Consider the following 13,093-nt stretch of genomic DNA (forward strand, 5'->3'; position numbering starts at 1 on the left):
TTATTGTACCTCCCCGGGCGAGTGGAGTACAGAGCAAAGTACGGCCTATAGTAGCGCTGTCGTAATCTTGCTCTCCTGTTTCAAAGGGCTGCATAAGGCAAATTGAATCGTATATACTGGCGGTAAGAGGTGATTTCCGATGGAACAGGCGTTATTCGAGCAGATCTACGAATCCGTTGTGCGGCGCGAGCCAAAGTATGATGGTGTGTATTATACAGCGGTGCTGACAACACATATTGTATGCCGCCCCTCCTGCCGGGCAAGAACGCCAAAGGCAGGCAATGTCGTTTTTTATGATTCGCTGGAGCAGGCGGTAGCGGCGGGGTTCCGGCCCTGCAAAAGATGCCGCCCGGAGGAAGGCGGTGTGCTGCGCCCGGACGCGGTGCTTGCATCCGAGACGGATAAGCTGATGGAGGCACAATTTGGGCAGAAGGTTACACTCCAATCCCTTGCCGCACAGCTGAAGGTCAGCCCGTTTCATCTCCAGCGCACATATAAGCGGGTCACCGGGCGGTCGCCTGCGGAGAGGCTGGATCAGCTGCGCGTGGAGAAAGCGTGCGCGCTGCTGGCGGATACAGAGCTTGCGGTTGCTGAGGTGGGACAAGCGGTCAGCTTTCGCGGGCCGTCACACTTTGCCGCATGGTTCATGCGAAAAACCGGCCTGGCGCCGACCGATTACCGCAGCCAAATCCAAGGAGGAATTCATCATGAATGAAATCACGATTTACCATCATACCCTGAACCTGGGGAATAGAGATTGGACCCTATGGGCCAGTGACAAAGGCTTAATCCGCCTGTCCTTTGGGAGAGAGGAGAAGCTGCCTGAGGGGGCATGGCTAAAAGCCTTTGCTCCGCTGCACCGTTATCAGGAGCATCAGGCTGTGTTCGCGCAGCTCGGGATTACCCGGGAGCTGGAGAATTATTTTGCGGGGGTACCGGTCAGCTTCAAGGATATCCCTCTGGATATCTGGGGAACTCCGTTTCAGCAGGAGGTCTGGAAAGGACTTGCGACCATTCCGCATGGTGAGGTCATTACCTACCGGGAGCTTGCCGGGAGGATCGGCAGGCCGCAGGCGATGCGCGCAGTAGGAACGGCGAACGGGCAGAATCCGCTTCCGGTCATTCTGCCCTGTCACCGGGTTATTGGCACGAACGGAACATTAACCGGCTACCGGGGCGGTCTTAAGTTGAAGCAGGAGCTGCTGGCGCTGGAAGGTATTCTGCATGTGGGGGAGGCGGGCCATGAACGATTTGCTTTTTGAGCTGACGCTGCCGGAGTTCTTCGATTTCGGCGTCTGCCTGGATTACCTGAACCGTTCTCCGCTTGAATGCCTGTACCGGACGGATCAGGAGGGAGTGACCCGTTACTTCAATCTGGATAACCACCCGGTTCTTGTCCGGCTGACGGTCCCGGAGGGGGGACAGCTGCGGGTAGCCTTGCTATACGGCGAAACTCCTGGTCCTGAAGCGGCAGCGTGGCTGGCCCGCTACATTAGGGAATGGTTCGATCTGGACCGTGATCTGGTACCGTTCTACCGTCTGGCAGAAGCCGATCCGCTGCTTGGGCCGCTTACGGAGCAGCATAGGGGACTGCGGATTGTGGGCATTCCCGATCTGTTCGAAGCGCTGTGCTGGGCCATTCTGGGCCAGCAGGTGAATCTGGCGTTTGCTTACAGGCTGAAGCAGCAGCTGACGGCTGCCTATGGAGAATCGCTGGAATATGAAGGACATATGTATTATGAATTCCCAAGGCCGGAGGTATTCGCGGATGTGCAGCAGGAGGAGCTATGCGCCCTGCAGCTGACCCGCAGCAAGGCGCGGACGGTGCTGGATGTGGCGGCACTAATTGCCAGCGGCGGCTTAAGCCGTGAAGAGCTGCTTGCGCTGCCATCCCCGGACGCTGCCGAGCAGCGGCTGCTCCAGATTCGCGGCATCGGTCCGTGGACCTCGCAGTATGTCCGGATGCGCTGTCTGGATGATACCACGGCTCTCCCGGTGGGGGATGTAGGCCTGCAGAATGCGGTCAAATTCCTGACCGGCATGGACCGGAAGCCGACCCCGGCAGAGCTTTTGAAGCTGGCGGAGCCCTGGCGCGGCTGGGAGGCCTATGCCACCTTTTATTTGTGGCGGGCGCTGTATTAATCAGCTCATGGTTCTACCTCGGTGTAACTCCCCGAACCAGGAAAGCCATCCTTCAGCGGAAATACCTCTGATCCCGCCATAATCGGCTAGCGGATGGAATGAGAGGTATAAATACGTCTGATCTCGCCATAATCGGGCTGGCGGGTAGAATGAGAGGTATAAATACCTCTGATCTCGCCGTGAACGGGCTGGCGGACGGAATGAGAGGTATAAATACCTCTGATCTCGCCATAATCGGGCTGGCGGGTAGAATGAGAGGTATAAATACCTCTGATCTCGCCATAATCGGGCTGGCGGGTAGAATGAGAGGTATAAATACCTCTGATCTCGCCATAATCGGGCTGGCGGACGGAATGAGAGGTATAAATACCTCTGATCTCGCCATACCCGGGCTAGCGGATGGAATGAGAGGTATAAATACGTCTGATCTCGCCATAATCGGGCTGGCGGGTAGAATGAGAGGTATAAATACCCTTGATTGGGGAGCGATGCCGTTACCTGCGGCAATGAGATGTTGGATTCCCTATTAGGGTAAGTTTGTTCATTCTTTTGCCGGAGCCCAAGCGTTCACTGTGTACTTAACCATTCACTCAAGGAAATCCTGGACACAATATCATAACCATGACCCTCACCTTTGGGTTTCAAGACCACAGTCCCTAAGTAGGGGATCTCTCCCAACCCTAGACCCCTGGGAAAGCTGTGGGCAATGATCACTTGATTAGTTCCCTCAGCTGGAGTCTTCTCCAATACAGATCTCAGGGCCGTTAATGTGCTTTCTTGTTCGTCTGAGGTAACGTTACCACTCAAATTGTAAATGTTGACCCAGAAGGGATCGGTCTGAACATTGTCTGCTCCAAAAGCTAAGGCTGCCGTTTCCCTGGTCCGGCAAAAGGGGCTGGCTACAATCGGGGTTTGAACCGGGATGTGCAGGCGCCTGATGGCTTTTCCCAAAAGTACGGCCTGCCTTCTAGCTTCATTGGAAAGATTCCTCTGGGTTGTGCAGTCTCTGAGGTCGAGGTTTGGTTGATCTTGTCCCGTTGTTGCTTCACCGTGTCTGACGAACAGGATGTACCCGCCCTGGCGGAGCGAAGCCAATAGCGCTGGGTCCACTGGTTTGGCTTCTACTGTATATCCGGCCGCTTCAATCATAGGTGCTGAAACTGAAACCATTAGGAGCAGAGTAATCATGTATGCATAAACCAGTTTTTTCACTATCAGCGCCCCCCGCTTAGAATAAGCTAATGAGGCATAGTATACGTAGGAGGGCTGATGCTATTCAGAAAAGAAAAGCCCTAGGGAATCCTTGTTGTTGAACTATGAATAATATTTACCGAAAAAGAGAATAATTTACTAGAAAGTCCTTTTAACTATAAAAATTAAAGGATTTATTGAAAAAACTTTAAAAAATTTAAAAAAAATCATTTCCATCCATTCCGATTTCGATTACACTAGAAACGCCTCTAAAATTGTGAATCGGAGTGGTTGATATGGATGAATATAAATTCACTGATGAACACAATCAAATGATTGTTGATGCTATTGTAGATGGATACCACGACTATATTGAGCATCGTAAGGATCGAAAGTCAAAAATGAAAATCAGTTCAGCTTTTGCCTGGACGAAGGGTAATTTTATTGAAAGTAGGCTTGCAGAAGAGTCTGTTAATCATGGCTTCATATACAAGAAATCGAAGGCCGGATTAACATGGGACTATCTCCAATTCATCCATGGAGACTCGAAAATCCTTTTTCTCATTAAGAATGCTGCTTACTTCGATGAGAATTCTTTTTCACAAGCAAAGCTGCCGAACAATAGTACTAAGAAGGGGGAGCGGCGCACCTATCTTCATGAGCTTTCAAAAATCAATAGAAACTTAACATTCTCTCCCACAGGAAATTCATCCAAAGAAGCATCAAAAAATGAGCTCGTTGAGCAAATTTCATTCTGGATTGTAGAAAGCAGGGTAAAAGAGGAACTGGAAAATTTTAATTCTTACTATAATCAGTTTCATATACTGACCTATGAACTGGATGAAGCCTACCAGGTATCTGAAATCAAGCATTATTTGCCTAATCCTAGTGATAACATCGCTTATCTAGTTGAAGATCTCTCGGACTTTATCTCCGGAGCTGATCTGACAGATGAGGATCGTGAAGTAGTAGCACCGGAACTGAATGAGGATATTATGGATCCGGCTGCATTTGATATAGGAATATTTGAAGATGAACAACAACAATCATGAGAAAACAGAATTGTTTTAGCTCAATAAGGAGGGAGCAGGCATGTTCATTGGTGACAATCTGGCCAATTTACGGATCATGCATGGATATTCGAGAAAACAGCTCTCCGAAAAGTTAGGTGTTACAGAACAAGCTGTCTGGCAGTATGAGAACGCATATACATCACCGAAATTGCAAATAGTTAATGAGTTGAAACGGATTTTTAACGTGAAAAGTAAATATTTTTATACGGAAGATATGCTTGCAAGGTATATGACTCCTGTCAACATAGACTTAATGAAAATTGCTTATCGTTCGAAAATCTTGAATGTTATCTCGAAAACGCAGGCAGAAGCGAAGCATGTAGAATACTTGGATGCTTTTGTGAACTATATTACAGCCAAAGTTAGCCTTCCTACTCTGAAAATCCTCAAGTTAAGAGACGAGGCTATTAAGTACTTAAATAACTCAGAGGATGGTAGAGTGGCTCAAATCAATCATGTTGCTCGTTTGGCGCGAGAAAGACTTGATTTAGTACAATCAACAAATGATGATCTCATGTTCCTGATAGAGAAAAGCGGAGTTTTTGTTTTTGAGAAGGCCATTGGTGAGGAGATTGATGCCTACAGCCTTTGGACCCAAAACGATCGTCCGTATATCATCTTAGGCAATATGAAACGATCAGCTGTTCGGAGAAACTTCGACATCGCACATGAATTGGGTCATCTGTTGCTTCATTATCGCCTTGAGTTTGCAAACCTGGACCGGAAAGAGCACAAAATGATTGAGAATGAAGCGAATCTGTTTGCTGGAGCATTATTGTTGCCAGAAGACAAATTTACAATGGATATGAAGGATGTTGTCTATATCACTAACCCTGACGATTACCTCGATTTGAAAAAGAAATGGAAAACTTCGTTGCAGGTGTTGGGATATAGGGCAACTCAACTTGGGATTATGGAACCCAAGGATCATCGGAACTTTTACGCGGCAATGCACCGAAAAAAATATTTGGAAAGGGAACCGCTTGATAAAATAATTCCGATCCAAAAGCCAATGAAGGTTAAATCCATTATCGATCTCGTTTCGAAGAGAGGCTTAGTGGATATTTGTCATATGATTGAAAACGACTGGAAAGCCGAAATGTCCTTCTTTCATCAATTGACAGGGATTGAGCCTGAATTTTTTAACAGGTATTTGACGAGAAACTTGGATTTTGGTCTTCAAAATGTAACAAAAATACACGAGCATATTTCTAGTGATGATATGTAGGTGCTGCTATAGCTGCATTGAAAAGAAGATTTTCATTCTTGTTTTCTGAACAAAAAAGTCCCCTTCCGCTAACAATAGCAGAAGGGGATTCTTCAATTATTGCCCGCGCTTTGTGAACACCTGGAAAGCCACACCGAACTTGTCGGTGACCATGCCGAACGCAGGACTGAAGTAGGCGGGGGCGAGCTCTATATCAACTTGTCCGCCTTCTTTTAATAAGTGATAAAGCTGCTCTGCCTCTACGGCGTTGTCTACCGTAATGCAAATGTTGATGCCATTGCCCGGGATCAGCGCCTGTCCTTCCTCCAGATCGGCTACGTAAAAATCCGTCTCTCCCACGCGCAGTACGGAATGGGCAATGCGTGCTTTGGCTTCCTCTGACAACGGTGTATCGGGGTTCTGCGGCCCTTCTCCTACCGTTTGCTTGAAGAGCAGCTTCGCTCCCAGCGTCTCCTGATAAAATTCAATCGCCTTCTGCGCATTTCCGTCGAGCAGGATAAAAGGATTCAGCTGTATAGTCATGTTCAAATCTCTCCCTACAGTTGGATTTGCCCGCCACCAGCGGCTGGGCTATATATTCATTGTAGGGTATAATAGTGACAAGTATTGTCACAAATAAAAAGATATTGGAGCTGTGCTATGTCTAAATCCAAACGCTTGCTGGACCTGATGATGACCGTCAACCGCAAGCGAAAGTTCACCGTCAAAGAGCTGGCAGTGGAATTCGGCGTGTCCACGCGCACCATCCTTAGGGATTTGCAGGAGTTGGGTGAGCTGGGTGTCCCGCTCTATTCCGAAGTGGGGCCCCACGGCGGATACCAGGTGCTGAACGAGAGAATCCTCCCGCCCATTGCCTTTACGGAGGAGGAAGCGGTAGCGATTTTTTTTGCCAGCCATTCTCTGCGCCATTACAACTATCTGCCGTTCAAGGAAGAATCCTTGTCCGCTTTGCACAAGTTCTATCATTATATGTCCGGGGATGTCCGCGACCGAATAGATCAGATGAAGGACCGGATAGATTTCGTAATCCCGTCAAGACAAGCCGAGTTTCCATATCTCGCTATTCTGCTGGAAGCGGCAACGGGGCAAAAAGTGCTGCGGATTGTTTATGAAACCAGGGGTGAACGTATGGAAAGAGCCATTCAGCCGATCGGCATCTATGCGAGCAGCGGGTTGTGGTATTGTCCGGCCTACTGTTTCCTGCGGGGCGGCATTCGTGTGTTCCGCTGTGACCGGATACATGCAGCGGTGTATGACACCTCTGACCTCGCACCGCTGGATCTGCGGGATGTGCATCTGGGGAATAAAGATGCTTACAGTACTATGCAGCAGGGGAACCGGGCGGAGAGGCAGAAGGATTCAGAGGCAGGAGCAGACGGGAAACGGGGAAGGGCGTCAGCCCAGAACCCTCAACAAGTCCGGTTGTACGTTGAACTAACCCATGAAGGCGTCCAGGCATGCGAGGGTGAGCTATGGTCGGCATCCCTGCTCCATATCCGCGAAGACGGCACCGGCTACTTGGAAGGAGAGATCCCGCACAAGGATCTGGGTTTTTTCACACGGTTCGTGATTGGCCTATGCACTGAGGCTGCGGTACAGGAACCGCCAGAACTAGTCGCGGGGGTTAAGGGCCTGCTCGCGGAAATGCTGGCGAAATATAGTTAGTGCAGCAGTGAAGAATAATTGAGAAGCCTGTTAAGACTAATCCGATTGCGGAGGTTTATAGATGAAAACAAAAGATGTCATTTACATGATCTATAACGAAAATGAACAGTCAACAACTTCAATGGGGATTGAATTTATTGACTTTATCCATTGTCTTACAGTTGAACCGAACAATATTTTGCTCCTTGCATCGAGATATACAGGTGAAGATTTCCATTATGGACTAAGGTTAGAATTTGTAAGAAAAGAAAATCTAAAGGACCTATACGAAGAAAATGTGTATTCTTATGGTGATTTTTGTTGGGTGGATTTTGATGAAATGAATACCCTTGATGATCTCACACCTCAGGAGAAAGCGGAGTTGTTGTATTTAGGTCATTATCAACAGCCGTTCGGAAGCCCGTTTTTTGAAAAACTCAATAATAAGTTTGTATATTTGGCACATGATGATGGTTGGTTCAACAAAATTTTCTATAAAGATAAAAATCAATATATGGACGTATTTGGACGTCTAATTTCAAATAAATTGAAGTCTTACCGAAAGAATGTACCCCCATTAGGTCAAGACATTGGAGAATCCCTTTTAATATCATTGGAAGAATTATGAATTTTGATGATGTTTATAACAACATGGAACGACATAAGGCGAAGGCTAATTCAGAATATTGGCTGGTATATAAAAAAGGTGAATGGGCGATACAGTCGTATAAATAAATTATCCATACAATAGGGGGAGAATTGTTAAATCGGAATATATGGCTACAATGGCGCATGCCGGATTGAACTTGAGGTTTATGCATATAATACACGTGCAGCGCACGTGAGTTCATTGGCTTTGTCCGGGAGGGCGTGCGGCGCCAGACGCTTTTCTATAACCATGAGTACCATGACGCCGTGATGATGAGCATGCTGGAGAATGAGTACCGGGAGCGTTATTCAGCCACAAAGGTCAAATAAGGTCAAAAAAAGAATAACACTAAAATTTGGGTTCAAAAATGAGCTGATATGCCGGATTTCCCCGGTTTTTCGGCTTATACAGGTTTTGTCTTCCCCCGGAAAGGGGGCTATAATAAAGCCATAGGTCAAATAAAGTCAAAGTCAAAGAGAGGAGAATGAGAGATGTTTGATTTAGTTCCTTTTGGAAAACGCAGAGATGATGCTTTTGGTGTGCTGGCCAAGTCCCTGAATGAAGTGTTTAATGATGATTTCTTTGCACCGATGAAAAGCTCCACCCTGTCCTTCCGTACAGATATTCGTGAGAGTGAGCAAGCGTATCTGATTGAGGCGGAACTGCCCGGCTTCACAAAAGAGGAAATCGACATTGATTATGCCAGTCCTTATTTGACGATTAAGGCAGTACGCAAGGAAGAACACAGTGAGGAAAACAAGGACCATCAGGTGGTGCGCAGAGAACGCCGATATGGAGAGTATGTCCGCCGGTTCTACGTACAGGACATTGCTGAGGATGAGATTCGCGCTTCGCTGAAGGACGGCCTGCTAACGCTGTCAGTACCGAAACGGCAAAAACCACTGGGCAAACGCATTGAGATTCAGGACAGCGGCAACTCCGGTGAGCAGCTTCAATAAAAGCAAATCAGGAAGGGCATGTGGCAGGCATCCGGGGGAAGCGGAGCGCGCTGAGCGTATGCACAATGGATTGTAAATGTTGAAGGAAGCAGACGTTCAAGTCCGGCCGGATGGGCTGGTAAAAAGGGTTTCCGGGCCGCGGCCAGCGCCGTTCCCCTAAGATCCCTGCAGGAACAGCCGATTCACCGGGCTTTTCATATAGCACCATCATACAGGCGCATTGTAGTGGGGATTCCGGCTATGGTGCGCCTTTTCACGAAATAGATCAGCTGTAGCTTCTACAGCACCGCAATAGAAAATAGGGTAATTAAAGGTAGACAAGGAATACGGCTCTAGTTCACGAAAGGAGGAGGTATCCTTGGCGGCAAACTATTACGAAGCTTTGGGAGTAGGGGAAAAGGCCTCTAGGCAGGAGATTAAAAAGGCCTACCAGAAGCTCGCCAAGAAATGGCATCCCGATGTTAATAAGGCACCGGAGGCGGAAGCCAAGTTCAAGGAAGCGGCGGAAGCCTACGAAGTACTGGGCAATGATGAGAAAAGAAAATCCTATGACGAGGAGCTCCGTTATGGTTTCGGCGGCGCAGCAGCCGGCAAGGGGCAGCGGCGGGGCGGAGCTTCGTATGCGTCGTATGGGGAGACGCCTTTTGGTACAGGTTGGAGCGGCAGCTCCACCTCCTTCGGCGGCGGTATGGAGGGCGAGGATTTGTTTAACATGTTTTTCGGCAGCCGGGGGGCTGCGGACCGGGCAGGATTTGATTTCTTCTCGGGCAGCGGGGGCGCCGGCAATCCTTTTGGCGAGGCCCGCAGTACGATGCAGGCGCAGCTTGAGGTCACACTGGAGCAGGCGTATACAGGCGGAGACATCCGGGTCCAGGTTGGCGGGAGAGACGTGAATGTCAACATTCCGGCCCGTGCCGCTGAGGGAACCGTACTCCGGATTCCCGGCAGCAGCGGGAATGGAGCAGCGCAGGGCGGTGACCTGCTGATCTCGCTGCAGCTCCTGCCGCATGAAATCTATGAGCCGGAGGGCGGGGACCTGTATGGCTCGGTAGAAATTGCGCCGTGGCAGGCCGTGCTTGGCGGCGAAGCCAAGGTTCCGCTGCCGGACGGCAGCAGCGTGAAGCTGAAGATCCCGGCCGGGATGGCCGGAGGCCAGACGCTGCGCCTCTCCGGCAGGGGCCTGAAGCGGCCGAATGGGGCGAACGGTGATATTCTGTTCGCGGTGGAGATTGTGATCCCCGCCGACCTGACGGAGGCGGAGAAGAAGCTGTACCGCCAGCTGTCCGAAGCTGGCAGCTTCCAGGCCGGGCCCAAGCGGAAGGGCCCGGGTGCATCGCGGCGCAAAGCCGCGATGCGTTAAGGGCCGGGCGGGCGCGAGCCCGCGCCGCGGCCGGAACAGGCGGAAACAACGGCAGAAACGCCGTTGTTGGGCGCGCCGCGGTCGCCCGGGTTCCCGGCGAACAAGCAAAACCACAGAAAGGTGATGAAGGAAATGGACTTCAACAAATTAACACAGAAGCTGCAAGAGGCGGTTGCCGCAGCGCAGTCGCTGGCAGCCGCCGCCGGGCATCAGGAGATTGACAATCTCCATCTGCTTAAGGCGCTGCTCCAGCAGCATGAGGGTCTTCTGCCGCGCCTGCTGCAGAAGATGAATATTCCCGTACCTGAGCTGATGCAGGGTACGGAGGAACTACTGCAGCGGAAGCCCAGCGTCAGCGGCTCCGGCGCAGGGACGATGCGGCGGTATGCCTCGCCGTCGCTGATCGCCGTGCTGGAGCAGGCCGAGAAGGAAGCTGCACAGATGCAGGATGAATTCGTGGCGGTGGAACACGCGGTGCTTGCGATGGTGTCAGATTCCGGCAGCGGGAACCGGGAACTCAGCAGACTATTTACCAGCCGGGGCGTGACGCGTGACAAGCTGCTGGAGGTGCTGGCGGAGATTCGCGGCCATCAGCGGGTGACAAGCAGAGAACCGGAAGCGACCTATGAGGTGCTGGAGAAATACGGGCGCGATCTGGTGGCCGAGGTGCGGGCGGGCAAGGTTGACCCCGTCATCGGGCGTGATGGGGAGATCCGCAGGGTCATCCGCATTCTCTCCCGCAAAACCAAGAACAATCCGGTGCTGATCGGTGAACCCGGTGTCGGGAAGACGGCGATTGTTGAAGGGCTGGCCCACCGGATTGTCCGTAAGGATGTACCGGAGGGATTGAAGGATAAGACGATTTTTTCGCTCGATATGAGTGCGCTGATCGCCGGGGCTAAGTACCGGGGAGAATTCGAGGAGCGGCTGCAGGCGGTGCTGAAGGAGATCCGCGAGAGTGACGGACGGATCATTCTGTTCATCGATGAGCTGCACACGATTGTCGGTGCGGGTAAAACCGAAGGCGCGATGGACGCTGGCAACATGCTGAAGCCGATGCTGGCGCGCGGCGAGCTGCACTGTATCGGAGCGACGACACTGGATGAATACCGCAAATATATTGAAAAGGACCCGGCGCTGGAGCGCCGCTTCCAGCAGGTACTGGTCAACGAGCCGGATGTGGAGGATACCATCTCCATTCTGCGGGGGCTGAAGGAGCGTTTCGAAGTCCATCACGGGGTGAAAATCCATGACAGCGCGCTGGTAGCCGCTGGTGTTCTGTCGAACCGGTATATTACGGACCGCTTCCTGCCGGATAAGGCCATCGACCTGGTGGACGAAGCGTGTGCCATGATCCGGACGGAAATTGACTCCATGCCGGGCGAGATGGACGAGGTTACCCGCCGTCTGATGCAGATGGAAATTGAAGAAGCAGCGCTCAAAAAAGAAACCGACGACGCCAGCAAGCGCCGCCTGGAAACCCTGCAGCGTGAGCTGGCCGATCTGAAGGAGAAGCATCTGGGCATGACGGCCCGCTGGGAGAAAGAAAAGTCGGCCATTCAGGGGCTGCGTGAGCTGAAGAAAAAGCTGGAGCAGGCCCGGAAAGACCTGGTGGATGCGCAGGAGGTCTACGATCTTAACAAGTCTGCAGAGCTGAGCTATGGCATTATCCCCGATCTGGAGCGGCAGCTAAAGGCTGCAGAGGATGCCGCTTCGCAGGATCAGGAGAGCCGGCTGCTGCGTGAGGCTGTGACCGAAGAGGAGATCGCCGATATCGTATCCCGCTGGACAGGTGTTCCAGTGACGAGATTGGTTGAAGGTGAACGGGATAAGCTGCTACGGCTGGAGGATACGCTCCATGAGCGGGTAGTTGGGCAGGAGGAGGCCGTCCGGCTTGTGGCGGATGCGGTACTCCGGGCTAGAGCAGGCATTAAAGACCCGAACCGCCCGATCGGTTCCTTCCTGTTCCTCGGGCCGACGGGGGTCGGCAAAACAGAGCTGGCCAAAGCACTGGCGGTGTCGCTGTTCGACCGCGAAGACGGTATGATCCGCATCGACATGTCGGAATATATGGAGAAGCACAGCGTTTCCCGTCTCGTGGGTGCACCTCCGGGGTATGTCGGCTATGAAGAAGGCGGCCAGCTTACAGAGGCGGTACGCCGCCAGCCGTATACGGTGGTGCTGCTGGACGAAGTGGAAAAAGCCCACCCCGATGTATTCAACATCCTGCTGCAGCTGCTGGATGACGGGCGGCTGACCGATTCACAGGGCCGGATGGTGGATTTCAAGAATACGATTATTATCATGACCTCGAACATCGGCTCGCCGCATCTGATTCAGGGCACCGATGACAACGGTGAGCTTACGAATGCTGTCAAGGACCGGGTCATGAAAGAGCTGAGCGGCCATTTCCGGCCGGAGTTCCTGAATCGTATAGACGACATTGTGATGTTCAAACCGCTCCAGTTGGCTGAAATTGAGCAGATTGTGGTCAAGTTGGTAGACGGACTCCGCCTGCGTCTGGCAGACCGCGGCGTTGGGCTTGTACTTAGCGAGTCAGCGGTACGGTTTATCGCAAGAGAAGGTTTTGATCCGGTATATGGTGCAAGACCGCTCAAACGGTTCATCCAGCGGAGTCTGGAGACCCGTGTGGCGCGCGCCCTGATTGCAGGTGAGGCAGAAGAAGGCTCGGTAATAGAGGTCAACGAGGCTGGAGGCGAACTGTCCGTATCGATCAGTCATCCGAAGCCGGCAGAGGCGCTACACACCAAATAATGAAGTGGCCGGGAGCCCGCTTTGAAAATCAAAAAGATAGCGTAGCTGTACCCCGTACAATTCAATAGGCTG

At 51.4% G+C, this 13,093-nt stretch carries 13 protein-coding genes; 11 read left to right on the plus strand and 2 right to left on the minus strand.

The window, feature by feature from the left end; genetic code table 11:
* Positions 1-139 precede the first annotated feature (139 nt).
* The 4 genes from A3848_RS30850 to A3848_RS30865 all read left to right on the plus strand — a co-directional run bounded on the left by A3848_RS30850 (position 140) and on the right by A3848_RS30865 (position 2,672).
* On the plus strand, positions 140-715 hold the full coding sequence (locus A3848_RS30850; RefSeq protein ID WP_074088840.1) for a bifunctional transcriptional activator/DNA repair enzyme AdaA: 576 nt from the start codon (positions 140-142) through the stop codon (positions 713-715).
* Positions 708-1,262: a methylated-DNA--[protein]-cysteine S-methyltransferase gene (locus A3848_RS30855; protein WP_074088841.1), complete on the plus strand. Its 555-nt coding sequence runs from the start codon at positions 708-710 to the stop codon at positions 1,260-1,262. Before A3848_RS30850 ends, A3848_RS30855 begins: the two co-directional genes overlap by 8 nt.
* Positions 1,243-2,142, plus strand: a complete 900-nt coding sequence (locus tag A3848_RS30860; RefSeq protein ID WP_074088842.1) for a DNA-3-methyladenine glycosylase family protein — start codon at positions 1,243-1,245, stop codon at positions 2,140-2,142. The genes A3848_RS30855 and A3848_RS30860 overlap by 20 nt, the downstream gene beginning before the upstream one ends.
* Before the next feature lie 98 nt (positions 2,143-2,240).
* Positions 2,241-2,672: a hypothetical protein gene (locus A3848_RS30865; protein ID WP_074088843.1), complete on the plus strand. Its 432-nt coding sequence runs from the start codon at positions 2,241-2,243 to the stop codon at positions 2,670-2,672.
* Between the two features lie 37 nt (positions 2,673-2,709).
* On the opposite strand, the gene A3848_RS30870 is transcribed toward A3848_RS30865, so the two are convergent.
* Complete coding sequence (locus A3848_RS30870) at positions 2,710-3,354, minus strand: histidine phosphatase family protein (protein ID WP_305953454.1); 645 nt, start codon at positions 3,352-3,354, stop codon at positions 2,710-2,712.
* Positions 3,355-3,629: 275 nt separating this feature from the next.
* Here A3848_RS30870 and A3848_RS30875 point away from each other — a divergent pair, with 275 nt between their 5' ends.
* Together A3848_RS30875 and A3848_RS30880 are read left to right on the plus strand one after the other, a co-directional pair.
* Positions 3,630-4,385, plus strand: a complete 756-nt coding sequence (locus A3848_RS30875; protein WP_074088845.1) for a spr1630 family ClpXP-sensitive toxin — start codon at positions 3,630-3,632, stop codon at positions 4,383-4,385.
* Positions 4,386-4,425: 40 nt separating this feature from the next.
* A complete protein-coding gene (locus tag A3848_RS30880) occupies positions 4,426-5,634 on the plus strand; it encodes a spr1629 family repressor/antitoxin (RefSeq protein WP_074088846.1) in 1,209 nt (402 codons plus the stop codon).
* 96 nt (positions 5,635-5,730) lie between these two features.
* Here the strand turns inward: A3848_RS30880 and A3848_RS30885 are convergent, their stop codons facing one another.
* Positions 5,731-6,156, minus strand: a complete 426-nt coding sequence (locus A3848_RS30885) for a VOC family protein (protein WP_074088847.1) — start codon at positions 6,154-6,156, stop codon at positions 5,731-5,733.
* A 117-nt stretch (positions 6,157-6,273) separates the two neighbouring features.
* Between A3848_RS30885 and A3848_RS30890 the strand changes: the two genes are divergently transcribed.
* The 5 genes from A3848_RS30890 (at position 6,274) to clpB (ending at position 13,021) form a co-directional block, all read left to right on the plus strand.
* Positions 6,274-7,299: a helix-turn-helix transcriptional regulator gene (locus A3848_RS30890; protein ID WP_074088848.1), complete on the plus strand. Its 1,026-nt coding sequence runs from the start codon at positions 6,274-6,276 to the stop codon at positions 7,297-7,299.
* Positions 7,300-7,360: 61 nt separating this feature from the next.
* Complete coding sequence (locus A3848_RS30895; RefSeq protein WP_074088849.1) at positions 7,361-7,906, plus strand: hypothetical protein; 546 nt, start codon at positions 7,361-7,363, stop codon at positions 7,904-7,906.
* Positions 7,907-8,418: 512 nt separating this feature from the next.
* A complete protein-coding gene (locus A3848_RS30900; protein ID WP_074088850.1) occupies positions 8,419-8,886 on the plus strand; it encodes an Hsp20/alpha crystallin family protein in 468 nt (155 codons plus the stop codon).
* Positions 8,887-9,244: 358 nt separating this feature from the next.
* Positions 9,245-10,246, plus strand: coding sequence for a DnaJ C-terminal domain-containing protein (locus A3848_RS30905; RefSeq protein WP_074088851.1), 1,002 nt, complete (start codon positions 9,245-9,247; stop codon positions 10,244-10,246).
* A gap of 132 nt (positions 10,247-10,378) precedes the next feature.
* A complete protein-coding gene (gene clpB, locus A3848_RS30910; protein ID WP_074088852.1) occupies positions 10,379-13,021 on the plus strand; it encodes an ATP-dependent chaperone ClpB in 2,643 nt (880 codons plus the stop codon).
* Positions 13,022-13,093 lie beyond the last annotated feature (72 nt).

The organism is Paenibacillus sp. P32E (assembly GCF_001909085.1).
In the GTDB taxonomy this organism is placed as follows: domain Bacteria; phylum Bacillota; class Bacilli; order Paenibacillales; family Paenibacillaceae; genus Paenibacillus_AQ; species Paenibacillus_AQ helianthi.

What these genes read in the sequence shown, in the direction of transcription:
- A3848_RS30885 (WP_074088847.1), bottom strand. Translation starts at nt 6,156, where the DNA reads ATGACTATACAGCTGAATCCTTTTATCCTGCTCGACGGAAATGCGCAG.
- A3848_RS30875 (WP_074088845.1), top strand. Translation starts at nt 3,630, where the DNA reads ATGGATGAATATAAATTCACTGATGAACACAATCAAATGATTGTTGAT.
- A3848_RS30895 (WP_074088849.1), top strand. Translation starts at nt 7,361, where the DNA reads ATGAAAACAAAAGATGTCATTTACATGATCTATAACGAAAATGAACAG.
- A3848_RS30880 (WP_074088846.1), top strand. Translation starts at nt 4,426, where the DNA reads ATGTTCATTGGTGACAATCTGGCCAATTTACGGATCATGCATGGATAT.
- A3848_RS30900 (WP_074088850.1), top strand. Translation starts at nt 8,419, where the DNA reads ATGTTTGATTTAGTTCCTTTTGGAAAACGCAGAGATGATGCTTTTGGT.
- A3848_RS30890 (WP_074088848.1), top strand. Translation starts at nt 6,274, where the DNA reads ATGTCTAAATCCAAACGCTTGCTGGACCTGATGATGACCGTCAACCGC.
- A3848_RS30850 (WP_074088840.1), top strand. Translation starts at nt 140, where the DNA reads ATGGAACAGGCGTTATTCGAGCAGATCTACGAATCCGTTGTGCGGCGC.
- A3848_RS30865 (WP_074088843.1), top strand. Translation starts at nt 2,241, where the DNA reads ATGAGAGGTATAAATACGTCTGATCTCGCCATAATCGGGCTGGCGGGT.
- A3848_RS30855 (WP_074088841.1), top strand. Translation starts at nt 708, where the DNA reads ATGAATGAAATCACGATTTACCATCATACCCTGAACCTGGGGAATAGA.
- A3848_RS30860 (WP_074088842.1), top strand. Translation starts at nt 1,243, where the DNA reads ATGAACGATTTGCTTTTTGAGCTGACGCTGCCGGAGTTCTTCGATTTC.
- clpB (WP_074088852.1), top strand. Translation starts at nt 10,379, where the DNA reads ATGGACTTCAACAAATTAACACAGAAGCTGCAAGAGGCGGTTGCCGCA.